General features: G+C 30.7%; 23 protein-coding genes, 1 pseudogene, 1 riboswitch and 1 other annotated feature. Of the genes and pseudogenes, 9 read left to right on the forward strand and 15 right to left on the reverse strand.

Annotated features, from left to right (window positions below; genetic code table 11):
- Positions 1-112: NAD(P)-binding domain-containing protein (locus tag BR66_RS26780; protein ID WP_035795678.1), on the reverse strand; the 112-nt coding region annotated here is incomplete at its 3' end.
- A gap of 130 nt (positions 113-242) precedes the next feature.
- A complete protein-coding gene (gene dmpI / locus BR66_RS0106710; protein WP_026882223.1) occupies positions 243-437 on the reverse strand; it encodes a 4-oxalocrotonate tautomerase DmpI in 195 nt (64 codons plus the stop codon).
- A gap of 401 nt (positions 438-838) precedes the next feature.
- Here dmpI and miaB point away from each other — a divergent pair, with 401 nt between their 5' ends.
- The 6 genes and pseudogenes from miaB (at position 839) to BR66_RS0106740 (ending at position 9,274) form a co-directional block, all read left to right on the forward strand.
- A complete protein-coding gene (miaB, locus tag BR66_RS0106715) occupies positions 839-2,170 on the forward strand; it encodes a tRNA (N6-isopentenyl adenosine(37)-C2)-methylthiotransferase MiaB (RefSeq protein WP_026882224.1) in 1,332 nt (443 codons plus the stop codon).
- Positions 2,171-2,235: 65 nt separating this feature from the next.
- A pseudogene (gene mutS, locus BR66_RS23305) lies at positions 2,236-4,864 on the forward strand (DNA mismatch repair protein MutS).
- Between the two features lie 15 nt (positions 4,865-4,879).
- Positions 4,880-6,727: a DNA mismatch repair endonuclease MutL gene (gene mutL / locus BR66_RS0106725; protein ID WP_026882225.1), complete on the forward strand. Its 1,848-nt coding sequence runs from the start codon at positions 4,880-4,882 to the stop codon at positions 6,725-6,727.
- Between the two features lie 10 nt (positions 6,728-6,737).
- A complete protein-coding gene (miaA, locus tag BR66_RS0106730) occupies positions 6,738-7,676 on the forward strand; it encodes a tRNA (adenosine(37)-N6)-dimethylallyltransferase MiaA (protein WP_026882226.1) in 939 nt (312 codons plus the stop codon).
- 75 nt (positions 7,677-7,751) lie between these two features.
- Positions 7,752-7,994, forward strand: a complete 243-nt coding sequence (gene hfq / locus BR66_RS0106735) for an RNA chaperone Hfq (protein WP_026882227.1) — start codon at positions 7,752-7,754, stop codon at positions 7,992-7,994.
- A complete protein-coding gene (locus BR66_RS0106740) occupies positions 7,994-9,274 on the forward strand; it encodes a methionine gamma-lyase family protein (RefSeq protein ID WP_026882228.1) in 1,281 nt (426 codons plus the stop codon). The genes hfq and BR66_RS0106740 overlap by 1 nt, the downstream gene beginning before the upstream one ends.
- A 51-nt stretch (positions 9,275-9,325) precedes the next feature.
- Here BR66_RS0106740 and lexA read toward each other — a convergent pair whose 3' ends face one another.
- Positions 9,326-9,937, reverse strand: a complete 612-nt coding sequence (lexA, locus tag BR66_RS0106745; protein WP_026882229.1) for a transcriptional repressor LexA — start codon at positions 9,935-9,937, stop codon at positions 9,326-9,328.
- Between the two features lie 238 nt (positions 9,938-10,175).
- Between lexA and BR66_RS0106750 the strand changes: the two genes are divergently transcribed.
- Entirely contained in the window at positions 10,176-10,580 is a 405-nt protein-coding gene (locus BR66_RS0106750) for a hypothetical protein (RefSeq protein WP_026882230.1), read from the forward strand.
- 56 nt (positions 10,581-10,636) lie between these two features.
- Here BR66_RS0106750 and BR66_RS23310 read toward each other — a convergent pair whose 3' ends face one another.
- From BR66_RS23310 to BR66_RS23315, 4 genes are all read right to left on the reverse strand, one after another.
- Complete coding sequence (locus BR66_RS23310; protein WP_051624131.1) at positions 10,637-11,665, reverse strand: tyrosine recombinase XerC; 1,029 nt, start codon at positions 11,663-11,665, stop codon at positions 10,637-10,639.
- Positions 11,666-12,100: 435 nt separating this feature from the next.
- Entirely contained in the window at positions 12,101-12,709 is a 609-nt protein-coding gene (locus BR66_RS0106760) for an NUDIX hydrolase (RefSeq protein WP_026882231.1), read from the reverse strand.
- 134 nt (positions 12,710-12,843) lie between these two features.
- Positions 12,844-13,704 (reverse strand): 4-hydroxy-tetrahydrodipicolinate synthase, encoded by an 861-nt coding sequence (gene dapA / locus BR66_RS0106765; protein WP_026882232.1) that lies wholly within the window; start codon positions 13,702-13,704, stop codon positions 12,844-12,846.
- A 115-nt stretch (positions 13,705-13,819) separates the two neighbouring features.
- Positions 13,820-13,993: riboswitch (Lysine riboswitch) on the reverse strand.
- Positions 13,994-14,092: 99 nt separating this feature from the next.
- Positions 14,093-14,701, reverse strand: a complete 609-nt coding sequence (locus BR66_RS23315; RefSeq protein WP_051624132.1) for a 50S ribosomal protein L25 — start codon at positions 14,699-14,701, stop codon at positions 14,093-14,095.
- A 487-nt stretch (positions 14,702-15,188) separates the two neighbouring features.
- On the opposite strand from BR66_RS23315, the gene BR66_RS0106775 reads away from it, so the two are divergent.
- Positions 15,189-15,920, forward strand: a complete 732-nt coding sequence (locus BR66_RS0106775) for a phosphatase (RefSeq protein ID WP_026882233.1) — start codon at positions 15,189-15,191, stop codon at positions 15,918-15,920.
- Positions 15,921-15,955: 35 nt separating this feature from the next.
- On the opposite strand, the gene BR66_RS0106780 is transcribed toward BR66_RS0106775, so the two are convergent.
- From BR66_RS0106780 to BR66_RS0106800, 5 genes are all read right to left on the reverse strand, one after another.
- Complete coding sequence (locus BR66_RS0106780) at positions 15,956-16,324, reverse strand: hypothetical protein (RefSeq protein ID WP_026882234.1); 369 nt, start codon at positions 16,322-16,324, stop codon at positions 15,956-15,958.
- Between the two features lie 59 nt (positions 16,325-16,383).
- Complete coding sequence (locus BR66_RS0106785; RefSeq protein ID WP_026882235.1) at positions 16,384-17,358, reverse strand: peptidoglycan-binding protein; 975 nt, start codon at positions 17,356-17,358, stop codon at positions 16,384-16,386.
- Positions 17,359-17,678: 320 nt separating this feature from the next.
- Positions 17,679-18,953, reverse strand: a complete 1,275-nt coding sequence (serS, locus tag BR66_RS0106790; RefSeq protein WP_026882236.1) for a serine--tRNA ligase — start codon at positions 18,951-18,953, stop codon at positions 17,679-17,681.
- Positions 18,954-19,346: 393 nt separating this feature from the next.
- Positions 19,347-20,939 (reverse strand): DUF2207 domain-containing protein, encoded by a 1,593-nt coding sequence (locus tag BR66_RS0106795; protein WP_026882237.1) that lies wholly within the window; start codon positions 20,937-20,939, stop codon positions 19,347-19,349.
- 92 nt (positions 20,940-21,031) lie between these two features.
- Positions 21,032-21,757 carry a metallophosphoesterase family protein gene (locus tag BR66_RS0106800; protein ID WP_026882238.1) on the reverse strand — a complete coding sequence of 242 codons (726 nt, stop codon included), beginning with the start codon at positions 21,755-21,757 and terminating at the stop codon, positions 21,032-21,034.
- A gap of 317 nt (positions 21,758-22,074) precedes the next feature.
- On the opposite strand from BR66_RS0106800, the gene BR66_RS23320 reads away from it, so the two are divergent.
- Entirely contained in the window at positions 22,075-23,442 is a 1,368-nt protein-coding gene (locus tag BR66_RS23320; protein WP_242841128.1) for a glycoside hydrolase family 5 protein, read from the forward strand.
- Here the strand turns inward: BR66_RS23320 and aspS are convergent, their stop codons facing one another.
- The 3 genes from aspS to BR66_RS0106820 form a co-directional block, all read right to left on the reverse strand.
- Entirely contained in the window at positions 23,443-24,732 is a 1,290-nt protein-coding gene (aspS, locus tag BR66_RS0106810) for an aspartate--tRNA(Asn) ligase (protein WP_026882239.1), read from the reverse strand.
- A 166-nt stretch (positions 24,733-24,898) separates the two neighbouring features.
- Positions 24,899-25,120 (reverse strand) — a binding site (T-box leader).
- A 59-nt stretch (positions 25,121-25,179) separates the two neighbouring features.
- The gene (locus BR66_RS0106815; RefSeq protein ID WP_026882240.1) at positions 25,180-25,485 is read right to left on the reverse strand and encodes a hypothetical protein; all 306 of its coding nucleotides are present in this window, start codon (positions 25,483-25,485) and stop codon (positions 25,180-25,182) included.
- Positions 25,486-25,573: 88 nt separating this feature from the next.
- Complete coding sequence (locus BR66_RS0106820) at positions 25,574-26,545, reverse strand: ArsR/SmtB family transcription factor (RefSeq protein ID WP_026882241.1); 972 nt, start codon at positions 26,543-26,545, stop codon at positions 25,574-25,576.
- Positions 26,546-26,575: the final 30 nt, after the last annotated feature.

The following is a 26,575-nucleotide window of genomic DNA, read 5'->3' on the forward strand; positions in this document are numbered from 1 at the left end:
CTAATGTTTTAGGTCCTCTACTATTACTAATAATCAATTCATGTCCTGCCTCGACTACTTTCTTGCCCACTGCAGTGCCTATATTTCCTGAACCTATAATACCTATTTTCATAATGTTAATCTCCTTTTGTAACAATTATAGTTACAACTAATTTTATTATTATTTACAATAATTCTATTATTATACTTCCATAAATTTTATTCACACAATCTATGGACATTCCAGCTAGACCTCTAAAAGACTATTTATTGTGGTGTATTTCAGCTAACGTCTGACCACCGACACCCATATTGTCAAGCTCAAGCTCTTCAATAAGGACAGTAAAAACACTCCCAGGAGCTTTTGTAACCTCAACTGCTGCAGAAGTTAATTTCTCAATCAACATCTTTTTCATTTCAACATTAGCTTTTCCCATTGTAACTCTAATTATTGGCATAATTGCATCTCCTTCAACTAATTTTATTTTATTATTATTTACAACAATTGTTTAATTCAAAACTATTTTCATAGTTACTAAGTTTATGTAACTAGACCGGTTACAACTCCCCTATGTAACTATTATAGTTACATCAATGATAATTGTCAATAGATTAAAATTTCATTAACATGATTATCCGCTAAAAATTTGTATATAAAATCTCTAAAGTTTGTTTAATCATTTATTGTAAATTTATAGACATATTGCTACAATAGAGTAGGAAGAAAAGGGGGAATACGTCCCCCTTTTCTATAGTTTCTTCTGCTTTCTTGCGTGATGCAAGTAAATCATCAAAAAAAATAAATAATATGATATAATTAGTTATACTAAAAAACAATAAAAATGGAGGATTAATATAGATGGACAACATTAGAAAAAAACTCTTCTTTATTCATACTTACGGTTGTCAAATGAATGAAGAGGACTCAGAAAAGCTTTCCGGAATGTTAAAGTTAAGTGGTTACGAAAAAACAGAGTCCAAAGAATCAGCTGATTTAATTATATTTAATACTTGTTGTGTAAGAGAAAATGCTGAACTTAAAGTATTTGGCAATCTGTGGATTTTGAAAAAGGCTAAGGAAAAAAATCCAAATTTAATTATAGCTATATGTGGATGCATGATGCAACAAAAGGATATGGCACAAGATATAATAAAAAAATTCCCCTTTGTGGATATAATTTTTGGAACACATAATGCACATATGCTTACTGAATACCTTAACACTGTAAAACAAGAAGGAAAATCAGTTATTGAAATATGGGATAAAGAAAAGGAAATTGTTGAAGGAATTCCAATTGATAGAGGTAGTGGTATAAAAGGCTTTGTAACTATAATGTATGGATGTAATAATTTTTGTACATATTGCGTAGTTCCATATGTTAGAGGTAGAGAAAGAAGCAGAAATCCAGAAGATATAGAAAAAGAAATAAAAGAACTCATAAGTAAAGGCTACACGGAGATTACTCTTCTTGGTCAAAATGTTAACTCCTATGGTAAAGAACTTAGTCCAAATATAGATTTTGCAGATTTACTTAGAAGAATAAATAAAATAGATGGAATTGAAAGAATAAGATTTATGACATCACATCCTAAAGATCTAACATTTAAAGTTGTGGAAGCAATAAGAGATTGTGAAAAAGTATGTGAACATATTCATTTGCCAGTGCAATCAGGTTCATCAAGTATTATCAAAAAGATGAACAGGCACTATACAAAAGAATATTATATTGATCTTATAAAAAAGATGAAGAAGGAGATACCTGATCTAGCTTTAACTACAGATATAATAGTTGGTTTTCCTGGAGAAACAGAAGAGGATTTTAGTGAAACTTTAGATTTAGTTAAGCAAGTGGAATATGATTCTGTTTTTATGTTTTTATACTCATTAAGAAAAGGTACCCCGGCTGCAGAAATGGAAGATCAAATAAGTGATGAAGTGAAACATGAAAGATTTAATAGATTAGTAGATGTAGTAAATGAAATATGTGCTAAAAAGAACAAGGAATATCAAGGCAAAATAGTTGAAGTGCTTGTTGAAGGTACTAGTAAAAATGATGAAACAAAACTTATGGGTAGAACTCGAACATCTAAATTAGTTAATTTTACTTCAGATGAAGATAATATAGGAAAAATTGTTAAAGTTAAAATTACTAAAGCAAATTCATTTTCCCTTTATGGAGAAGAAGTTTAAAACACCTTTAGGTTTGACAGATACATATATGTCAAACCTAAACTTATAAAAAAGGAGAGTTTAATATGGCATTGGCCCCAATGATGCAGCAATATTTAAATGTAAAAGAAAAGTGCAAAGATTGCATACTCTTTTTTAGAGTAGGGGATTTTTATGAAATGTTTTTTGAAGATGCTAAAACCGCAGCACTTGAACTTGAACTTGTTCTTACAGGGAAAGATTGTGGACTTAGTGAAAGGGCACCTATGTGTGGAATCCCTCACCATGCTGCTAACGTTTATATTACAAGACTAATTAACAAAGGATATAAAGTGGCAATTGGAGAGCAATTAGAAGATCCATCTGCTAGTAAAGGTATAGTCAAAAGGGGTATAGTTAAAATAATAACTCCAGGAACTTATACAGACTCAGCATTTTTAGATGATACAAAAAATAATTATATTATGAGCATTTTCATGGATGAAAATAGATTTGGTATTGCCATTGCAGATGTATCTACAGGAGAATTTGATTGTACTTCAGAACGTAAAGATACAGAGATAATAATAAATGAATTATCTAAATATAATCCAAAGGAAATACTTGTACAAAATAATATTGATAAAAAGCTACTTAAAGATATTAAAGAAAGATTTAAATGCGCGGTTACTAGTTTTGATGATGAAATTTTTATCCAGGGTACGGAAGAGAATCTAAGCAAGCAATTTTCAAATTACGAAATTATAAAAAAATGACGATTTTATCTTGAATGCTGGAAATGCATTGATGAAATATTTAATAGATACTCAAAAGGTTTCTTTAAGTCACATAAATATAATCAAACATTATTCAGTAGTTGATTATATGAGTATTGACATTAATTCAAGAAGAAATTTAGAACTTACCGAAACGCTCAGAGAAAAGAGCAAAAAAGGTTCACTTTTGTGGGTATTAGATAAAACAAGTACGGCTATGGGTGCAAGACAACTTAGAAGGTGGATAGAAGAGCCTTTAATTGATGAAAATTCAATTAAAGGAAGATTAGGTGCAGTAGAAGAACTTACGGCTAATATATCCATTCATGAGGATCTTAAGGCTTCACTAAAACAAATATATGATATTGAAAGACTCGTGGGAAAGATATCTACGCAAAGTGTAAATGCTAAGGAGTTTATATTTTTAAAAAATTCCATAGAAAAGTTACCAGGAGTTAAAGTAATATTGGAGAAGTTTAATTGTGAACTTCTACGTAAAATACATTCCAATTTAGATGATTTAAAAGATATACAGGTATTGTTAGATAATGCACTACTTGAAGCACCTTCATTATCTATTAAGGAAGGAAATATAATTAGAGATGGGTACAATGAAGAAATAGATGAACTTAGAAAGGCAAAATCCCATGGTAAGGAATGGATTGCAAGCCTTGAAAATCAGGAGCGAGAAGTTACTAATATAAAATCCTTGAAAATAGGTTATAATAGGATATTTGGATATTATATAGAAGTAACTAAGTCAAATATAAGCATGATACCAGAAGGCCGATATATTAGAAAACAAACACTGGCTAATTGTGAAAGGTATATTACAGAAGATCTTAAAAATATGGAAGAAAAGATATTAGGCGCTGACGAAAAGCTTGTGAATTTAGAGTATGAGCTTTTTGTAAAGTTAAGAGATGAAATTTCTCTGCATATAGATAGAATGAAAGGAAGTGCTAAATTACTTTCTGAGCTAGATTGTCTATCTTCTTTTGCCACCGTTTCATTAGAAAATAGCTATTGTAAACCTGAAATTTCTGTGAGCGGTCCTATAAATATTAAGGATGGAAGACACCCAGTTGTAGAAAATATGCTTTCCTTTGGTGATTTTGTTGCAAATGACACTAAATTAAACACTACAGATGAGCAACTTATACTTATTACAGGGCCTAACATGGCAGGTAAGTCTACGTATATGAGGCAGGTGGCACTTATAGTAATAATGGCTCAAGTAGGATGTTTTGTACCTGCGAAAAACGCTAAGATTTCCATTTGTGATAAAATATTTACAAGGATAGGTGCATCAGATGATTTGGCAGCTGGTAAAAGTACCTTTATGGTTGAGATGTCAGAAGTATCAAACATACTTAAAAATGCTACACCAAATAGCCTTATAATACTAGATGAAGTAGGTAGAGGAACAAGTACCTATGATGGTCTTAGTATTGCTTGGTCAGTAGTTGAGTATATATGCACAAATAAAAAAATAAGATGTAAAACATTATTTGCCACCCACTATCATGAACTCACAAGTCTTGAAGGGGTCATAGATGGGCTAAAGAACTATTCAGTAGCTGTTAAACAGATAAAGGATGATATAGTATTTCTGAGGAAAATAGTTAAGGGTGGGGCAGATCAATCCTACGGGATTGAAGTTGCAAAACTTGCAGGACTTCCGTTAAAGGTTACTAAGCGAGCAAAGGAAATATTAGAGCATCTTGAAAATGAAAATAATAATGAAATTGCAGCTGAAAAAATAACTGGCGAAAAGACAAAAAAATCTGATAAGAGTAAAACGAAAATAGTAAGTGATTCAGTTCAAATTGGATTTAATGATATAGGCAAAGAAAATTTCATTAAAGAAATATGTGAAATTGATGTTATGAGTATGACGCCATTAGAATCTATGAATAAAATTTTCCAGCTTATAACAAATGCTAAAAAATTACAATAGAGAGGGTGATGTATTTTGGGAAGAATCAATTTATTAAATGAAGATACTTCCAATAAAATTGCAGCAGGGGAAGTTGTTGAGAGACCTTCCTCTGTAGTTAAAGAATTAATTGAGAATTCCATTGATGCAAAAGCTAGTGTTATTAATATTGAGATTGAAGAAGGTGGCCAAAAACTTATTAAAGTATCTGATGATGGAACAGGAATAAATCCAGAAGATATAGAACTTGCATTTATGCCACATGCTACAAGTAAGATAAGTTCAATAGAAGACATTTATGCAATAAATACATTAGGGTTTAGAGGAGAAGCACTTCCAAGCATAGCCGCAGTGTCTAATGTAGTGCTTAGAAGCAGAATGGAAGGTAATGAGATAGGTAAGGAGATTTCTATTAATGGAGGGGTTAAAGAGTATGTTAAGGAGATAGGTTGTAGCATTGGAACAACAACTGAGGTTAAAAACATATTTTTTAACGTTCCAGCAAGGCAGAAGTTTTTAAAATCCACTCAAAGGGAAGCTTCAATTATTACGGATATAGTAAATAGGCTTGCACTTTCAAATCCTAAAATTTCATTTAGGCTTATAAACAATGGTAAAAAGGTAGTTAATACCTATTCTACAGAAAGTTTATTTAATACTATAAGAACTATATATGGTAAAAGTATAGGTGATAACGTTATAAAATTTGAAAAACATACAGATATAGCATCTGTATATGGTTATGTTGGTAATGCTGAAATTAGTCGTGGTAGCAGAAATAATCAAAGCGTTTTTGTAAATAACAGATATATAAAAAATAAACTTATTGCTACAGCTGTAGAGACTGCGGTTAAATCATTTATGATGATTAATAAATACCCTTTTTTTGCATTGTTTTTAGATATATTTCCTGAATATATTGATGTTAATGTGCACCCAACCAAGGCAGAAGTGAAATTTGAAAATGATAGAGAACTTTTTAAGTTGGTTTTTGATGCAGTACACGAGGCAATTAGAAATAGTTTGAAAAATAATTTTGAACTAGAATTAGAATCACCAATTCAGCAGGAAATAGAAGGGAATACATTTAAACGGGAATCTATCCAAATGCCACTAGATTTAAAAACCGATAATGAAAATACTGTTTCAATAAATGATTTCCATAGGGGTCAAATGGCATCCTCAAATAATTTTGTTAAAGAAACCAATGATGTAGCAAAAGATTATTCTGCATTTATTGAAGATAAAGTTAATAAACAACAGTTAGAAAAGCCTACAGATATATCATCAGCTAGTACACCTAAATTTCCTGCTCTACGTATAATAGGACAGTTTCATAATACTTATATACTTGCAGAAAGTGCAGAAGATTTTTATATTATAGATCAACATGCTGCACATGAAAAAATATTATTTGAAAAATACACCAAGGATATAAAGCAAAGCCATGTAACGGCTCAAATACTATTAATGCCAGAAGTTATTGAACTAACCCCAGAAGATTTTATTTATTATGTAGAGAACAAAGAAATATTTCAAGGTGCAGGTTTTAGTATTGAAGAATTTGGTGATAACACTATAAATATAAGAGAAGTGCCTAATTTCCTAGGGAAACCAGAACTTAGAAATATCTTTTCAGAAATATTAGATAATCTAAAAAAACTAGGTTCTGGTGAAACCTATGAAGTGAAGTATAAAAAAATTGCAACTTTGGCATGTAAAGCGGCCATTAAGGCAAATGACAACTTGAACATAGAAGAAATGAAAGTACTTATTGAAAACTTAAGATTAATAGATGATCCATTTAATTGCCCACATGGAAGACCAACTATTATTAAAACCACACTATATGAAATGGAAAAGAAATTTAAAAGAGTGCAATGATGGAGGACAAATGAAAGACATATTGATTTTAAGTGGCCCAACAGGAATAGGTAAGACTGAAATCTCTCTTAAACTAGCAAAAGCTTTAAATGGAGAGGTTATTTCTGCTGATTCAATGCAAATATACAAATATATGAATATTGGTTCAGCAAAAATACAACCAGAAGAAATGAATGGAATTAAGCATCATTTAATTGATGTCATAAGCCCAAATGAGGAATTCAGTGTAGCAAAGTTTAAAGTTTTAGCAGAGAATGCTTTAGAGGATATAATTTCAAGAGGTAAATATCCAATTTTAGTTGGTGGAACAGGTCTATATATAAGTTCTCTTATATTTAATTATGGGTTTACAGGTACCTATAAAGATATGGAATATAGGAATTATCTTGAGATGTTAGCTGAGGAGAAGGGGAAAGTTTTTGTTCATGACCTTTTAAAAGACGTTGACGCTTCTTCATACCAAAAGTTATATCCTAATGATTTAAAGCGGGTTATTAGGGCATTAGAGGTTTATAAATTATCTGGTAAGACCATAGGTGAACTTAATGAAAATCAGAACATCTATGATATACCGTATAATATTAATTATTATGTTCTAAATATGGATCGTGAAGAATTATATGATAAAATAAATAAAAGAGTAGATCAAATGTTAGAGCAAGGTCTTGTTGAGGAAGTTGTAAATTTAAAAGAAAAAGGATATAATTCTAATATGCAGTCAATGAAGGGTATTGGATATAAAGAAATATTGTATTATCTTGATAACAAGATCAGCTTAGATGAAGCAATTGAAATGATAAAACAAGGAAGTAGAAATTACGCTAAGAGACAATTGACATGGTTTAGAAAAGATAATCGTATTAAATGGATACAAAAGGATAAAATGAAAGATGAAGACATAGTAAGTTTTATTTTAGAAGATATAAAAAACTATAAAATTATAAAATGAAAAGTTAAAGTAATAAAAGGATTTTGATTTTTTTTATAGAATTAATATAATAAAATAAACGGAGGGTGAAATGCTATGAATAAAACTACAAATAACTTACAGGATATTTTTTTGAACAATGCAAGAAAAGAAAGAATACCAGTTATTATCCATTTGACCAACGGTTTTCAATTAAGAGGAAGTGTAAAAGGTTTTGATAGTTTCACAGTAATACTTGACAGTGATAGCAAGCAGATGATGGTGTATAAACATGCAATTTCAACAATTACGCCATTAAAACCAATACTATTTAATCAAACAGGGGAAGAGGAAAATTAATGATTTCTGACACAAAAAAAATACTAAAAGATAAATACGGAATTAAAGATAACATAATAGAATTAGCTGAAAAGTCTTTAGAAGATATCAAGGAACAATTTGAATTATATGATGGAATAAGAGAATTTAATCAATTAAAGGTTTTGGATGCTTTTCAAGAAGAGAGAATAAGCGATTCTCATTTTACTAACAGTACAGGATATGGCTATGGTGATATAGGTAGAGATAGTTTAGATAAGGTATATGCTAGAATATTTAAAACCGAAATGGCCTTAGTAAGACCTCATTTTGTAAATGGCACACACGCCATTGGTGCAGCACTCTTTGGTAATTTAAGACCTAATGACACACTTATATCAATATGCGGAACTCCCTATGATACGCTTCATAGTATTATTGGCATAAGTAGTGAAAAGAACATAGGTTCTTTAATGGAATATGGTATCAAGTATAAAATGGTAGATTTACAGAGTGACGGTGGAATCGATTTTGACAATGTTAAAAGAACATTAGAAAGTGATGATAGTATAAAACTTGTGCATATACAGAGATCTACTGGATATGGATGGAGAAAGTCACTAACTATTGATAAGTTAGAAGAAATTATTAGTTTTGTTAAGAAAATAAGAAAAGATGTAATATGTTTTGTGGATAATTGTTATGGAGAATTTATTGATACTAAAGAACCAACAGAAGTTGGTGCGGATTTAGTTGCTGGGTCATTGATCAAAAACATAGGTGGGGGAATTGCTCCAACAGGTGGTTATATAGCTGGAAAGAAAGAATATGTAACCCAAGCCGCTTATCGATTAACTATACCGGGGATTGGCGGGGAGTGTGGTTCAACTTTTGGAGTAATGAGATCACTTTTTCAAGGTTTATTTTTAGCTCCACATGTTTCCATAGAAGCATTAAAAGGTGCAGTGTTTTGTTCTAGAATTATGGAGCTAGCTGGATTTGAAGTACTTCCAAGGTATACTGATAAAAGAAGTGACATAATTCAAGCAATAAAATTTAACGACAAGGAAAAATTAATCAGTTTTTGCAAGGGAATTCAAAAAGGATCCCCAATAGATTCTTTTTTGGAATGCGAACCATGGGATATGCCAGGTTATGAGGATCAAGTTATAATGGCTGCTGGAGCATTTATTCAAGGTGCATCAATAGAACTCTCCGCTGACGCACCAATAAGAGAACCTTATATTGGGTATCTCCAGGGTGGATTAACTTTTGATCATGCTAAAATAGGAATAATGATAGCTTTGTCAGGACTAATATAAAAATAAAAAATAACTCTCTCTAACGTATATTTAGAGAGAGTTATTTTAATCCTAATAACGCCTGTACAATCCAACAAGTTGACCTACTATTTGACAATCATCAACGATAATTGGCTCCATGGAAGGATTAGCTGGTTGTAATCTAATGTGGTCTTTTTCTTTGAAAAATCTTTTAATCGTAGCTTCATCATTAATTAAAGCAACTACTATATCACCATTTTCAGCAGAGCTTGACTTTTCAACGATAGCTAAATCTCCATCATATATTCCAGCATCAATCATACTTTCTCCAGAAATTTTAAGCATAAATAGATCTTTATTACTCTTAGTGTATTGGATAGGAAGAGTAAAATAGTCTTCTATGTTTTCTACTGCCAAAATTGGAAGCCCAGCCTGAACTTTACCTAATATAGGGACAGTTATAAGTTCTTGCTTTGGAAATGAATCCTTTAGCAATTCAATTGCTCTTGGTTTAGAAGGATCTCTTTTAATAAGTCCTTTTTTTTCCATTCTTGAAAGATGTCCATGAACAGTGGAAGTTGAACTAAGACCAACCTTAGCACATATTTCTCTAACTGAAGGAGGATATCCTTTATTAATTACTTCAGACTGAATGAAGTCATAAATTTCTGTCTGAACGTCTCTTTTTTTATCTTTTAACATATGTAACACCTCTAACTATAGCTTTGTCATGATTTAATGAAATTATATCATATATAATTAATTCATGCAAACCTATGTTCTTATATTAGAACTAGTTTACGTAATAATCATTATGTAAACTATATATAACTGTTAACTAAGTTAATTTTAATAAATTAAGCATTTTAACTAAGTATTGATATTTATATAAACAACTGATATAATATATGTTACTGCTTAAAACGAAGAGGGTAGATTTATGGAAAAAATATGTGTATTAGATTCAACAAAAAAATGTAATGAATGTGGAACTTGTGATAAATGTGATTTAAATCCTGAAAAAATTTGCGACAGTTGTGGCGAATGCATTAATCTAGAGCTTGGTGAAAAAAAAGAAATACTTATTGATAAGATACTAGAAGATCCTGATGAGATAAAAGAGTATGAAGAGGGGTTTTCGGATGACGAAAGTGGTCTAGATGAAAATTTACTTGATGACTATGATGATGATTATGTACGGGATGAAAAGGATGATTTACCTTATGATCTACAACTAATAGATGATATTGATGGTTTGTCTGAAATGATTGACGAAGACAGAAAAGCAAAACAACTATTAGAAGAAAAATCCCCAGGTTTTTTTGTTGTAAAAAAACCTAAATGAATAACGAAGAAAGGCCTAGTCTTATTTTATTGAGACAAGGTCTTTCTTCGTTATTCTTATTGCTCATGAGGGGAATGGGACTGATTTTCGGGCACCTCTTTATCGTTTAGCGGATTAGATTTTACAGCTTGACGTAGTTTTTCATCGTCTATATGAGTATAAATCTGGGTGGTGGATACACTCTCATGACCAAGAATCTGCTGTAGACTTAGTATATCTACATTGCCGTATTTATACATTAAAGTTGCTGCAGTATGTCTGAGTTTATGTGGAGTGTACTTAGTGCTATCTAAATTAGCCTTTTTTATATATTTTTTTACTAATACTTCAACTGTTCTTTTACTTATTCTTTTGTTCTTTCTGCTTAAGAATAATGCGTCTTTGTCCTCGATAGAACGTATGTTCTTAATTTTTAATTCTCTAAAAGGAATATAAAGAAGAATGGCTTGAAGACACGCTTCGTTCAAATAAACGGTTCTTTCTTTATTACCTTTACCAATTATAGATAGGGTATCATCTTTGATTTTTGAAATATTTATTCCTACTAGTTCTGAAAGTCTAAGACCGCAATTTAAAAATAACATCAATATACAATAATCTCGTTCTTTATTTTCTCCATCTACAACATTTAATAGGGACTTACTTTCTGTCAAACTTAAATACACCGGATTCCTGCCATGAATTTTAGGAGATTCAAGTTCTAGTGCTGGATTTATAATTAATACTTTAGCCTTGACACTTAAATATTTAAAAAATGATTTTAGAGTAGCAACTTTTCTAGCTCTGGCATAATTCCCGTTACCTCTGTAATTCTCTACAAAAGATAAAAAAGCAAATAGGTCTTCTAATTTTATATTCCCTATAAATGAAATATCCACATCACCAATATAAATATCATTAAAATCATCTTCTTTTTTTGACTTGCCATAATAAAGCTTCATAAATCTAAAAAACAGACAAAGTTCTATTTTATAATTATAAATTGTGTTTTCTGAAGTTCCTCTTATAGTTCTTAAATAATTCAGAAAATTAGTAACTTGTTCAGGAACGTCGTTATCTATTAGTTGTTTTAAGTCATATTTCATAAAAAACCTCCAAATTTACTGCTTACTGCGTCAAATTCCTATTTTACGCAGTAATATTCCGATGTAAGGGGATAATTTTTCTTGTATTTTATCATAGTACTTCCTAGGTAAAATTTGTTTTTTTTCTGAATTACGTTGTAATAAAATCTAAGAAAACATATTATCACTAATATACAAATGCCAGCTTGTACAAATCCTATTTCCTTAAATTTTATATAAATCCATTTAGATGTATAGCTCATATCTATCTAATATATGTTTAATATCAGTGAAATTTATACATTTGTTTCCTACCCTATTTTCCTATTGATAATCAATTGACATGTTCTATCAATTACAAGTCAAAGGGACTAAAAAAATTTGGAAATTAATTTAAGCCATCTTCAAAAATATTTCCTACAGGCTATATATATTTATGAAGATGGCTAGAGTAAATTACTCAAACAATTTTTCTCCAAGTAGTACAAAAGCTTGTAATGTTATAAATGCTCTCATATCAATTTTAACATCTGTTTTAAGTAGTTCTTTTACTTCATTGACAGAAAAGAGCATTATTTCTATATCTTCGTCTTCTTCAAGTCCATCGTAGGAGATATTCCCACTACAAGTGCAAAATACAATAGCAGCAGATTCATCTGTCATTCCTGCAGAAGCATAAACTCCTTTTCTAGATCTTTCATGATTTATTTTTATGATGTCTAGTCCAGTTTCTTCTTTGAGCTCTCTAGCACTAGCTTTTTCATAATCTTCACCAGTATCTATAAGACCAGCTGGCAGTTCAAATACATAATCATTGAGTGGTATTCTAAATTGTCTTATACAAACGATCTTTCTGCTTTCATTGTGCAATGCAGCTATTATAGTGGCATCCATTTTTTCTTCTGCGCCTTGAAAATATTGAGAAGAAAGAGTTTTAAAATCTTTTCGTGAAGCAACAGTCCAATGACTTAACTTTTTATTTTTATTTTCATACTCAGCATCGTAAAGATTTAGAAACTTTGTTTCTGCCAAGGGTGTGAGCTTTTTTATTCTATTTGTATTCATATGTTTAGCCACCTTTAATTTTATGATTAATTGCCATGAAATAACTTACCTATGTGCAGCAGTATTATTTTTATCATGCTACTTAAAAAAATCCAAATCTACACTATTCATTCTAGCATAAATTTGGATTAAGATTATAAGTTTTTATCAATTTTTCTGGCTAAAGTTTCTGATATTTGAACTAAAGGTAACCTTATTTCTTGAGAATTAATTAATCCTAATTTATATAAGCAATATTTAATTGGAGCAGGATTAGGTTCTTCAAATAATAATGGAATAAGATTAGCTAGCGTCTTCCAAATTTCGAAAGCTTTAAGATGATCGTTATCTTGAACTTTTTTATATATCTCAATAAACTTTTCTGTATGAAGATGGGCTGAAGCAAGAATCCCTCCATCTCCACCAAGCATTAATGTACTGTAAAAGAAAGCATCTTCTCCTGTTAATATAGAAAAATCTTTAGGTGGATTTAATAAGAGTTCACTACTTTGGCTAAAATCACCACATGCATCCTTTATTCCAACAATATTTTTAAGTTCAGAAAGCCTTCTCGTTGTATCATTTTCAATGTTTCTTCCAGTTCTATACGGTATATTGTATAAAATAATATCAAGGGGTGTAGCTTCTGATATTTTTTTAAAATGCTCATATATCCCCCTTTGATCTGGCCTATTATAATATGGGCATACTGATAAAACACCTTGGATTTTATATTTTTCTAGCATCTTAATATCTTTTGCCATTTTTTCTGTATTATTCCCGCCGAACCCCACATATATTGGCAAATTATTTTCATTATACTCAATAGTTTTTTCTAATATAGCTTCATACTCATAATCGGATAATGTAGGAGTTTCACCTGTGGTTGCAAGTGGAACAAATCCAGTTACTCCAAGTTTAGAATAATGTTTAATCAACTTTTCATATGATTTAAAATCTACTTCTCCTCCTGTAAATGGAGTGATAATAGGTACTAAAACACCTTTAATTTTCATATTATTCCTACCTTTCTCTTACCCGGGCAAAATCACATTATATTAGTGAACACAAAAATAACAGCAAAGGAACACCTTTGCTGTTATTATAAAGACTAATAGTAACAATGCACGTGTACCTTGTAGCTCTCCACTATAAAAACTTTAGTGACAGTTTTATATATGTTTTATACAAAACCAGAAAATATTTCAGCAAAAACATTTTCTTCGGCTATAATTCCTTTCTTTATCCCTCAACGCCTGCAAGCTAGGAAAAAATACTTATAATTATAGCTCCTCTACCCTAGGTAAGAATTCAATTTTATTGTATATATGTTATCATAAACAGTATAAAAATTCAATCTTTATGCTGCTTTTATATAATAAATAATCAAATAGTATATTTAAATTATTTAGCCTCTGCTACAGGTGCTACTGCAGCTACTGGTTTTACTTCTTCTTCTACTTCTTCTTCAATTATAAAGCTTGTTACAGTTCCGTAAACTTCATCATCTTTATCAGCTGATTTTAAGCTTTCATCTAATTTAAATTCTTCAAAAGTAATTGTGTCATTTCTATCTTTTTTAGATACATCTACACGTATTACATCTGGCATTAAATCTATTTTACCAAAAACATCTACAAAAGCTTTACGAATTTGTAATTGTAATTGTACTTTTTTCAAAGCTTCTTCACCATCAAATATAATTGGAATTTGTATTTTCACATCTTTATCTCTAGCTACTAATTGTACATCGATATGTCTAATTTTATTTGAAACTGGTTGTCTTTGGATTTCTTTAATAAATCCGAATTTCTTGTCTTCTCCACACTTAACCCATAGTTTAACATTTGATCCGTGTACTGAAAGGATCTTTTTAAGTGCTATTTCCTGGATTTTAACTGATTGTGCCTCTCCAGAAGCGTTACCATAAATTACTGCTGGTATAAACCCTTCTTCTTTAAATTTTTTGGATGTTTTTTCTCTTGGTTCAACATTTAATATTACTTGTTCCAAAATAACTCACTCCTTCTGATCTTATATAATGTTTCAATCGCTAGTATAGCTAAGAGTTTCTTAAGGCGTCTTCAAAAAAAAATATACCTTCATATTTGACTTGTTATTTTCTTTAAGTTGCCTAATCCCTTGCCTTATTATTAGAAGATAAAGTTCTTCGCTCAAAATTATAAATTCAAGTTAATTACCCATCTGATAACCATAGTGACTAAATACCTAATACTATTATAACACAAATCGCAAGTCAATGTTTTTGCGATTTAATAATGTTATTTAACAATTTTAATAGCAGTTATAAATATACTATTAAATTATAGAAATATCAAGAGTACTTTGACATTTTACATGTATATAACGCAATTTTACACATAATCCACATGCAAATGATTGATTTTTGAGTTATAATTAAGAATATGCGATTAAAAGTAAAAAAATCAAAATTCTAAACATGAAAAATATATTTTTTAAAATCGGAAGGAGTACTGTTATGAAATATCCTATAGATTTACATACACATACTATAGCTAGCGGTCACGCATATACTACACTATTAGAAAATGCAAAATATGCAAGTGAAATAGGCCTTGAGGTTCTAGGAACTACAGATCATGCACCTAGTATGCCTGGAGCACCTGAACTATGGTATTTTGGTAATTTTAAATCACTCCCTAGAAAAATAGCAGGAGTTACAATGCTATATGGTTGTGAATCAAATATCGTTGATTATGAAGGAGATATAGATTTACCTTTAGAAATACAAGAAAAATTAGATATAATGATAGCTAGCATGCATGACCCTGTTATGAAGCCTAATAAAGATCCAGACATAAATACTAGGGCTTATCTAAACGCTATGGATAATAGTAATATTCAAATAATTGGTCATGCTGGTAATCCCAGCTTCCCTATTCACGAAGAAGCTCTAGTTAAAAAGGCAAAAGAAAAAAATATTTTAATTGAAATTAATAATAGTTCTTTTATTAGATCAAGAATTGGAAGCGAAAAAACTTGTATTAAACTTGCTAAGTTATGTAAGGAAAATAGTGTGAAGATAATACTTAACAGTGATGCTCATTCATGTTTTCATATAGGTAATTTTGATGCTGCAATTAAAGTTCTTAAAAGCATAGATATGCCAGAAGAATTAATAATTAACACAAGCAAAGATAAACTTTTTGAATTTTTAAATGAAAAAGGAAAAATAATTCAGGATAGATAAAATATTGTAAGAAGGTAGTTTTTTTATACTGCCTTCTATTTAACCACTTTTTTAAATTGATTAACCTGCAAAACAACCGCCTTAATAATGTTGTAAATCTCGGTATCTGTGAGTCCTGTCTTGCCTTCAATCATTTCTAATACTTTACTATGCTTAACTGTACCCTCCCAATTAAATTCCTTTCCTAGCTGTTCTACTGTTTGTACCGCTCGTTTTACAATTGCCACATCTGCATTATACCGCTCAATTCCCATAGACTGTATTAATGCCTGCTTCTGCTTTTCAATTAGCTGTCTATTTGAATCTATGAAAGATTTTAATTGTCTTCTTGCTATTTCTAAAATAGTCCCTATAACAGCTACTAATATTGGTATTATGATGCTAGTGATTAATGTTTGATTCATAATACTCCCTCCCAAAATATTATTTATAAACTGAACAACATCTTTGTTTTCCTATAATACTAGGAATTTTCATCTAACAATTTTGACCAAGTTGCTTTACCAACAATTCCATCTGCCTTTAGTTTATGACGTGCCTGCCAGTTTTGGACGTTAATCTTTGTTTTAGTACCAAATATTCCATCGATTACCCCTCCTACACGATATTGTATATATCTTGTAGCATACTCTTTATGAGCATAGACCACCCCATCTGTGGCCATTGAATAAATTTCTTTAACTGCTACTGATGTCTTGAGTCCCCAAATTGCATCAACTTTTAAACCCATAATGGACTGAAAATCTTTTATAGCTGCTGTTGTTACTGGACCATTAATACTGTCCACTGCTAGCCCTTTTTTAAGTAAAGTATTTAGTTCTATTTGTATAAGTCTAACTGAAGGATCTCCACTCTGACCTGGTTGTGACGAATCAATTATAACAGGATTACTACCAGTAACTAATATGTTATTAGAAAATAAGTCTACATTTGCATTTCCATTAAGTCCGTTAATTTTTCCATACCATTCATACTGGATTCCAGCATATTCGCCTACTGACGTTGGGACAGAATAATTGGAACCTGGAGTATCAGTTGGTTGTGCAATCCATATTCTGCTCTTAGCTAATCCAGTTTTATTAGCAATAAAATGTGAACCATATAACAATAGGTTTGGATCTCTGCTTATGAATTGGGCTATAAAATTAAAATCTGGATTTGTAGTAATCTCATAATCTAAAACAGGTTTTAGATCCCACTTATATTTTGCTGACTCATTAAAAAAATGGTTATACTCGGCAATTACATTGTTTTTTTCTGCAAAATGATATGCTCCAACTTTAAGCCCCACACTTTTAGCTGCTTTATATTGTTCTGGGGCCATTGGATTATTGTAGGTAATTCCATCAGTTAATTTAATATAAACAACATCAACACTAGACTTAATTGCATTCCAATCTGTAATAACTGTACCTGAATAAATATCTATACCTTTCATTTAAACCACCCCTCATATACGGTACTAGCTTTTATTCATTTAATTACACAGGCTTGTATTTTTTTATCTGAGAATATAAATCTACTCTGATACTATTAATATATGCGTCTGGTATTAGATTTGCACACATGGATTTTTATAAAGGAATAGGCAAAGAAAGACACATAAGTCTCTATTTTGCTTAACCATAGTAATACTCAATTTATATATTGAAAATTCAGATAAGTTTTACCGAATAGTTGTATAAAAGTTCATAATTGCAATATAAAATATAAAATATAAAATGTCATTATTGGAATTATATCACATTTAATCACTGTTTACAATCTATCTTTACCTATCCATTTTCTTAATACTTCTGGAACAATTATGCTTCCATCTTCTTGTTGCATTTGTTCTACAAGAGCAGGAAGTAATCTACTTGTAGCAAGACCAGAAGCATTTAAAGTATGAACATACTCAGTCTTATTACTTCCGTCCCGTTTAAATCTAATCATTCCACGTCTAGCTTGATAATCACGAGCATTTGATGCTGAACTCACTTCTTTATACTCACTCATGCTTGGAATCCATATTTCGATGTCATAAGTTCTTGCCATAGATGCACTACAATCTTTAGCAGCTAATTTAGACACCCGGTAATGAAGTCCTAGGCCTTGAACAAGTTTTTCTGCTTTATCTAAAAGCTCATTAAATGCGGCATCAGAATCTTCTGGTTTTGTATATTGAAACATTTCTACCTTATTAAATTGATGACCCCTAATCATTCCTCTTTCTGTCGATCTATAACTTCCCGCTTCCACTCTATAACATGGGGTATATGAAAAATATTTTTTAGGAAGTTCTTCTTCCCTCAAAATCTCATCCCTATGTAAATTAGCTAATGCAGTTTCAGACGTTGGTAGTATAAATTGACTATTATTTTTATCTTTATTATCAGTCACCTTAAATACCTCATCCTCAAATTTAGGAAATTGACCTGCTGTTAATCCACATTGGTAAGTTAAAATATGTGGGGGAAGAATGAATTCATACCCATCTTTTATATGTGTTTCTATAAAATAATTTAGAAGTGCCCATTCAAGCATAGCGCCATACCCTTTATAAACCCAAAAGCCATTTCCTGCAAGCTTTACACCTCTTTCATAGTCAACTAGATTATGAGCTGTTACAAGTTCCACATGATCCTTAGGAGCAAAGTTAAAGACAGTTTTTTCACCCCACTTTCGCAATACATTATTGTTTTCTTTTCCACCATATGCCACATCGTCATCAGGTATATTAGGCAAAGCCCTTAAGAAAGTATTTATTTTTTCTCCAAGTGGAGTCAATCTTTCTTGCAAACCCTTTATCTTATTTGAAACTTCTTTCATTTCTAAATAATATTTTTCAATATTTTTCCCGTTTCTTTTAAGTTCAGATATTTTTTTAGATACTTTGTTTTTTTCATTTTTTAAAGCATCACTCTCTAATATTAATTTTCTTTTTTCCCCATCCCATTGAAGAAGTTCAGTGAAATCAATATTATCCATACGTTTAGAAAGTGCTGCTTTAACCTTTTCAGTATTTTCTCTTATTAAATTTAAATCTAACATTTTACATTGCCTCCTGAAATTTTTTATACTATCAATAGATTAGAAAGTGTAATTAATAATTTAAAATAAACAAAAAAACTCTCGTCTCTATAAAAACTATAGAGACGAGAGTTAAACTTCCGCGTTGCCACTCAAATTGCCATATATAAATATGACCACTTTATTGTGAGATAAAGGACACAGACCTTTCAATTTTGCTTTAGCTATGGAAGTGGAGGGATTACGTTGCTTGCTGACTTGCACCAGCCATCAGCTCTCTTAATTACTATTATAATCTTATTTTCCATAATTGATATAATATATTAATTCTAATTTGCAAAGCTATTATTTACAGTATAATATCATTAAATGCAAATAAAGTAAAGAGTATAATGTAGTTTTATTTATTGATGGCTAAAATGCACTGCCACCACCGCCGCCTCCAAAATCACCACCACTAGAGCCTGAAAAATTGGCATCAGAACTACTTGATCCATTAGAGTAGCTATTTGAAAAATCTTCATTGTAAGTTGTGGTGTAGTAACTTAAAAACCAATAGCTCATAAAAATATTATTATAGTTATTCCCATTAACTTTCTCGAAATCATTAACAATATTCTCTGAAACATCTAAAACTATGGCGTAAGGTACAATTTTCTCACTCAAATCTTCACCTTCTGCATCACTCTGTATATCTTTATGATCCCTTAGGTAATCTTTAAATGCAATCCATTTTAATTTTTCATTTTCATATTCATTGGTTAATATTTTTTTACCTTCTATTATAGTATAAAAACCCAGTTTTTCAGCCTGCTTAGTAACAAGCTCTTTCCATTTTGTGTACTTATTTATAAAACTAGTTTTTCCAGCATTCTTTTTTAAATCTACTAGCATTACTACTCCATTTTTTGAATATTCACTTATATGCTGAAGTAAAAATAATTCATAGTCCATAAGACCTTGCCCTTGGTAAAAATCATTTATTTTAAAACTAAGTTTTTGGTAATCTTTATCGTCAAATCCTTCTTCTAAAAATTTGATAGCACCCTTACTTGCGAAGCTTAATATAGTTGCTAGCAATGCATTCGTGGTATCATTACTATTTATAAGCTTAGACACCAAGGCTGGAGGTAACTCACTAGGTAATTGTTTGTAATAGGTGTCACTAAACAATGTATAACCTTGCCTGTACTCATCTATGGCCTTCCTTCTTTTTCTGGTCCTTTTATAAAAAAATACTGATAAAATTAGTATAATAACAAATATTATTAATACAACAGTAGCTATTTTTATATTATTTTCTCGCTTGATCATGGCATAATATGAATCTCTGTCCATATTTATAGTTTTTGAAGTTTTAACCCAGGCCGAAGGAAAAAGAACTATCGCACCTATAACATCTTTATCTTCCATATTATTTAGTTCTAACTTTATTTGATTTTTATTATCTAATGTTGCCATTCCACTTTTAGGACCTTCACCATAATATTTAACCTGATTTGTTATATTTTCTGGCAAAGTTATAAAAATGGTTATTTTATTAGTCCTTACATTGGAATCATTTGTATAAAAAACCCACTTGAGTTCTCCGAGGTTTGAAAACTTTGTTACAACATTTTTTAATGTATAGTTAATCCTGAAGTTTTTTGTTTCATTATTACTTTTACTATATATTTTTATTTCTGTTTTATCTGAGTCTTTTGAAATATCTACTTTGTTTTTCTCACTAAGTCCATCTTTAATAGCTTCAGCTGAAATATCTGTAATTCCATCAGAACCTTTTGTTTTAACGTCTCTTTTAATTCCATTAAGACTTCCCTGAAAAACATAATCGTGGCTTTCCTGAACTGCCATATCGCCATTTTCTTTTACTGATGCATTTATCACAATATTAGATATATAATAATTATCAGTAGCCCCGAAAGCCTTCTCCGCAAAGAAAATGCTTGAAAATATTGATATGGTCATAACAACTAAGAGTGTAAAAACTTTATGTGATTTAATCATATATTTTTTTCTCCCCTTTTATTACTAATTTTTATTAACGGAGCTCTTGGATTACTTATTGTAAACAATGATAATAATTAATTACTGCACTATTAGTCATTTTTCCCTCTGTACCGTGCCGTCCTTAATTCATTTATATACTCCTGAAGATCTGGCATTTTACTTTCAATTGCTTGCTGAACTGCTTTTTCAATATCATAGGGAACCTTTACTAAAGATATAGAAAATGCCGAAGTGCTTTTTTCTTCATAACTACCTTCAATAATACCATAGGATGATTGAGTTATATCCAATGGATTACCAACACTGCCTACATTAAATAATGTTTTGCCCTGAAAGTTATCTATATATGAACCATGTATATCTCCATAACCAACTATATCTGATTCTTTATCTTCACCCTTAGGATCTTTAAATAGTGTGATTTTCTCTTCATAGGATGCTGTTGATTGAACACGATGAAATACATCATTTGGTGCTGCGTGGCATAATCTTATGAGTCTGCCACTCATATAAAATTCTGCATAACCAGGAAGATTTTTTAAGTAATTTAATCTTTTTTCACCAAGCTTTTTTCTATGCCACGCTAGCATAACATTATAATCTCCCTCCGCCATGAAATAGTCCCAATTCCCTTTGACAACCAGTTCACAATCATTTTTAATCATATCTACTGCTATATCTGAGTCAGGTCCCTTCCCTGCGAGATCACCTAAACACATTATTCTACTTATACCTCTATTTTTAATATCTAAAACCACTGCTTCTAGTGCAGGTATATTTCCGTGAATATCAGATATTATTGCTATTCTATCCATTGATCTAGCCTCATTTCATAAATTCTATTAATTACTATATCTATAATATTATCATTTAATACTATGGTATGGAATATTTTTTTATATTTTAATTGAGCTGCACATATTCATCTAAAAATCAGTCATAGAGTGGAATAAAAATAGCTCAAGTCAAATACAATTATAAAGACTATTTAGCCAATAGATGATGATAATGTGGGATGATGATAATGTGGGGGGATTTTTTTAATAGAATCAGGTTAAATACTAAATATTAAGATAGAGGAGATGCTATATTGAAAAAAATCAAAAGGTCAATTTCATTGATTCTTATTATAATGATTGCCATTACAACATGTAATTTTAATAAAACGCAAAAGGTATATGCCGCTGATACTAGCAATGATGACTGGCTACACTGCGTAGGTAATAAGATTTATGACATGAACGGTCATGAAGTTTGGATAACTGGCGCTAATTGGTTTGGGTTTAACTGTACTGAGAATGTATTGCATGGTTCTTGGTATGACGTGAAAAGTACTTTAACTAATATTGCAAATAGAGGCATAGGATTTTTAAGAATCCCTATTTCATCTGAGCTGCTGTATAGTTGGATGATTGGAAGCCCAAATAAAGTTTCAAGTGTAACTGCAGTGAATAATCCGCCCTATTATGTTTGCAATCCTGATTTCTATGACCCAACTACAAATGGTGTTAAAAACAGCATGCAGATATTTGATATTATAATGGGCTACTGTAAACAGCTTGGTATAAAGGTTATGATTGATGTGCATAGTCCAGATGCGAATAATTCAGGGCAAAACTATCCATTATGGTACGGTCTAAACACATCAACAGCAGGTGAAATAACCACAGATAAGTGGATAAATACTTTAACATGGCTAGCTAATAAATACAAAAATGATGATACTATTCTAGCCATGGATTTAAAAAATGAGCCACACGGAAAAAGAGGATATTCCGCTACTACTCCTAGTAATATAGCAAAATGGGATAATTCAGAAGATGAAAATAACTGGAAATATGCAGCTGAAAAATGTTCTAAATCAGTACTTGCAGCAAATCCCAAATTATTAATAATGGTTGAAGGTATAGAACAATACCCTAAAACTGAACTAGGATATACCTTTGATACGCCAGATATCTTCGGTGCTACTTCTATTACATCTCCATGGTATAGTGCTTGGTGGGGTGGAAATTTAAGAGGAGTAAAGGATTATCCAATTAATTTGGGCACCCTTAACAGTCAAATTGTATATTCTCCTCATGACTATGGTCCTTCAGTATCTGACCAAACATGGTTTGACAAGGATTTCACAACACAAACCATGTTAGATGACTATTGGTATAACACCTGGGCATATATTAATGATAAAGCAATTGCCCCAATTTTAATAGGCGAGTGGGGAGGACAAATGGATGGAGGAAAGAATCAAAAATGGATGACGCTACTTAGAGATTATATAGTTGACAACCACATCAATCAAACTTTTTGGTGCATAAATCCAAATTCAGGCGATACTGGTGGTTTACTAAACTCTGATTGGACAACTTGGGATGAAGCAAAATATGCATTGTTAAAACCTGCGTTATGGCAGTCAGGTGGAAAGTTCATCGGGCTTGACCATCAGACACCTCTTGGTTCAAATGGAATATCTCTAGGTCAGTATTACAGCTCCAAATAATTATGGAACTAACCTAGTTCTATCTCTAGGAAATAATGATGCTTCTCTAATATTTTCTAGAGATAGTAGCTTCATAGTTATTCGTTCTAATCCTATAGCAAGCCCACCATGAGGAGGCATACCTAACTTAAAAGCAGATGTATAACTTTCATATTTTTCAGGGTTTAAACCTTTGTATTTTATATTTTCAATAAGTTGTTTATATTCATGGATTCTTTGCCCACCTGTAGTGATTTCTACACCTCTAAATAATAAATCAAAGCTATGAGTTTCTGTTTCTCCACAAGGCATCGCATACATTGGTCTTTTTTTTCTAGGATAATGAGTTAAAAATACAAAGTCACTTCCTAATTTTTCTTTTACATATTTACAGATTAATTTTTCTCCCTCTGGGTCTAGATCTCCATCTAAATCAAATTTATTAAATTCTGTTTTTAATATATCTAAAACTTTTGTAAATTTAATCCTAGGGATTTTATCACCCATTGTTGGCATAGTAGCATTAAGAATTTGCAAATAAATTTGTCCTTCTTTTTCTACCTTATTTAATATATACCTAAGTAATCTTTCCTCAGCTTCCATTATCTCCTCTTCATCTTTTATAAATCCAATTTCAAGATCCATACTTACATACTCATTTAAATGCCTAGTAGTATTGTGCATCTCAGCTCTATAAACATGAGCAACTTCAAAAACCCTTTCAAAACCAGCACCAACCATCATTTGTTTGTGAAATTGTGGACTTTGAGCAAGATATGCATTGGTATCAAAGTATTTTACTTCAAACAGGTCTACTCCTCCCTCAATGCCTTCAGCAATAATCTTTGGGGTAAAGATTTCTGTATAATCCTCACCGATTAAAAACTCTCTAAATCCCTGGACTATAAGATTTTGAATTTTAAATACAGCATTTGTTTTTTCATGTCTGAGGCTTAGTACTCTATTATTTAGCATAGTATCTAAGTTAACTTCTAAATCTGCTTTGTTTATTTGGATTCCTAGGGGCTCTTCTGCAATATTTATTATTTCGAAGGCTTTAATTGAAATTTCAAAATCATTAAGATTATTTTGACTTTTTTTTACTTCCCCTGTTATAGATACCACAGATTCAAGGTTTACATCCCTAAGGTTGGTCACATTATTCATTGCAATGCATTGTACTAAACCGCTTCTATCTCTTATTATAATAAAAGTTATGGCTTTAAGCTTTCTTATACGGTATATCCACCCCATTATTTTAACTTCTTTACCAATACAATTGTTAAGTTTACTTATGAGTACTCTTTCCATTAATTATCTCCCCTTCTTTTAATATTTAATACTAAAAAACGCCCCTCGAGTTTATCACTCAAGGGGCGTTTTATCGCGGTACCACCCTTTTAAACTTATTAATCTCTTTTTTCAAAGTTAAAACAGTATTATGCATCAAAAATGAAATAAAAAGCTCCCACTCCAATCTAGGAGTGAAAGCTATAATTTCACGGTGCCATCCTACTTTAACAAAAAAGCCAAAGTTATCTTTAATCCTTTTAACGGTGGAAACCGACTTATCCTACTGCATTTTCAGATAAATTTCTTCAGGATGTCTTTCAATATTACTGTTCTCATGGAGCTCACACCTTCCTCCACTCGCTTAAGATACTAAGATAATATTTAATTTTCCCTTCAACGAATTTTAATATTTCTTAAATACTATACCTAGTTCATTCTCTTGTCAATACTTTTTTATTACTTTAGTTAAAGATTCTCAATAAATAAAAAATTGCATTCCCACCCATGTGATTTTGTTGTCTTAATATATTCCTCCAATGCAGATTTATCATTTGTTTCTAAATTTATTGTTTCTAGCCATACTAACACATAATCTTCTTGATAATTTATAATTACCTTTGTTACTTCATATTCATCTGTTTCATTCAAAACAAAATCACATATATAATCACCTTTACGTGGTATTATATTGGAATTATACTTCTTTTGTATTTGCTTAAAACCATTATCTATGTCTTTTAAATTAATTTGTTGCACTAGGATAATTCCCATACCGTAAACCCCCTCTATATTATATTATTATATTATTAAAAGATGATTTACTAGAAATTCTCATTTTAAATTAGCTATTAAAAATATATCAATAATCCAAATATTCATACAAAACAAGGGGGATTCTATCTATTAAAAATGTGTTAAAGTAGTAATAAATATAATTCCCCATCCTTTCTTTATACAGTAGTTCCGCATCATAAAGCATTTTTAGATGTTTTGATATGCATGCTTCTGTAAGGTTTAATTCTTTTGCAATACTTTGGGTCGAACCCTTATTTTTTCTAAGTTGCCTAATTATTTTAAGCCGAGTTTCATCAGAAAGTGCTTTCATTAATTTAAGCAAATCCACTGGTACCTTTTCAATTTTCATGTTTAGATGAGCTGTTGTAGTAAACTGCACCATCTCTTCCCCGTAATCCATTAAAAGATGAGGGCTTATAAAACTACTTACCCTTATTATCAATGTTTTTAATTTATTAAATGGTATTGTAAAAAGAGTGAATTTATGAAATAAGAAAGCATCCTTTGTTACTTCAATTCTACTATGTAATTCATCTATATAGACAAAAACACCTTTTTTATTGCATATGTCATAATCCCTTTTAAGGCAACGTATTAATAAAGGTTCTATATATCTTAATTCTTTATCAAAATAAATTATATAGTATTCTTTTAGCATTCTTATTATTGACTTTTTTAGAATTTGATTAAAACATACTTCTCTCAATTCATCATATTTTTGAAATACACGTTTAAAATCGTCTAAACTTAAATCGTCCATAAAATCCAATGAAGCCATTATATTAAAATCATCACACTTTTCGTATATATTGCATAAATCCATTATTACACACCATTCGCAGGTGATTTTACCAATCTTAGCTAAATTTTTATATAATTCCTCAGATATATTATCTCTCATGTCTTTTGCCCAAATAATTCTTTCTAGATGATGTTCTGGACTTATAAGTACATGAATACTACATAACATTTCAAATAGAGGCGAGTATACAAATTCAACTTTCCAGTTATCTTTATTAATTGTATTTATCCTCATAAAATCACCATAATTACCTTTTTCTTAAAA

The organism is Clostridium akagii DSM 12554, from assembly GCF_000686725.1.
GTDB lineage: Bacteria > Bacillota > Clostridia > Clostridiales > Clostridiaceae > Clostridium_I > Clostridium_I akagii.

Coding starts and splice junctions, on each gene's coding strand:
- lexA (WP_026882229.1), bottom strand. CDS start 9,937: ATGTTAAAAGATAAAAAAAGAGACGTTCAGACAGAAATTTATGACTTC.
- hfq (WP_026882227.1), top strand. CDS start 7,752: ATGAATAAAACTACAAATAACTTACAGGATATTTTTTTGAACAATGCA.
- BR66_RS0106760 (WP_026882231.1), bottom strand. CDS start 12,709: ATGAATACAAATAGAATAAAAAAGCTCACACCCTTGGCAGAAACAAAG.
- BR66_RS23310 (WP_051624131.1), bottom strand. CDS start 11,665: ATGAAATATGACTTAAAACAACTAATAGATAACGACGTTCCTGAACAA.
- dmpI (WP_026882223.1), bottom strand. CDS start 437: ATGCCAATAATTAGAGTTACAATGGGAAAAGCTAATGTTGAAATGAAA.
- aspS (WP_026882239.1), bottom strand. CDS start 24,732: ATGGAAAGAGTACTCATAAGTAAACTTAACAATTGTATTGGTAAAGAA.
- BR66_RS0106740 (WP_026882228.1), top strand. CDS start 7,994: ATGATTTCTGACACAAAAAAAATACTAAAAGATAAATACGGAATTAAA.
- BR66_RS0106795 (WP_026882237.1), bottom strand. CDS start 20,939: ATGATTAAATCACATAAAGTTTTTACACTCTTAGTTGTTATGACCATA.
- miaA (WP_026882226.1), top strand. CDS start 6,738: ATGAAAGACATATTGATTTTAAGTGGCCCAACAGGAATAGGTAAGACT.
- BR66_RS0106780 (WP_026882234.1), bottom strand. CDS start 16,324: ATGAATCAAACATTAATCACTAGCATCATAATACCAATATTAGTAGCT.
- BR66_RS0106820 (WP_026882241.1), bottom strand. CDS start 26,545: ATGAGGATAAATACAATTAATAAAGATAACTGGAAAGTTGAATTTGTA.
- BR66_RS23320 (WP_242841128.1), top strand. CDS start 22,075: ATGATTGCCATTACAACATGTAATTTTAATAAAACGCAAAAGGTATAT.
- BR66_RS0106785 (WP_026882235.1), bottom strand. CDS start 17,358: ATGAAAGGTATAGATATTTATTCAGGTACAGTTATTACAGATTGGAAT.
- BR66_RS0106800 (WP_026882238.1), bottom strand. CDS start 21,757: ATGGATAGAATAGCAATAATATCTGATATTCACGGAAATATACCTGCA.
- dapA (WP_026882232.1), bottom strand. CDS start 13,704: ATGAAAATTAAAGGTGTTTTAGTACCTATTATCACTCCATTTACAGGA.
- BR66_RS0106815 (WP_026882240.1), bottom strand. CDS start 25,485: ATGGGAATTATCCTAGTGCAACAAATTAATTTAAAAGACATAGATAAT.
- serS (WP_026882236.1), bottom strand. CDS start 18,953: ATGTTAGATTTAAATTTAATAAGAGAAAATACTGAAAAGGTTAAAGCA.
- BR66_RS0106775 (WP_026882233.1), top strand. CDS start 15,189: ATGAAATATCCTATAGATTTACATACACATACTATAGCTAGCGGTCAC.
- miaB (WP_026882224.1), top strand. CDS start 839: ATGGACAACATTAGAAAAAAACTCTTCTTTATTCATACTTACGGTTGT.
- BR66_RS0106750 (WP_026882230.1), top strand. CDS start 10,176: ATGGAAAAAATATGTGTATTAGATTCAACAAAAAAATGTAATGAATGT.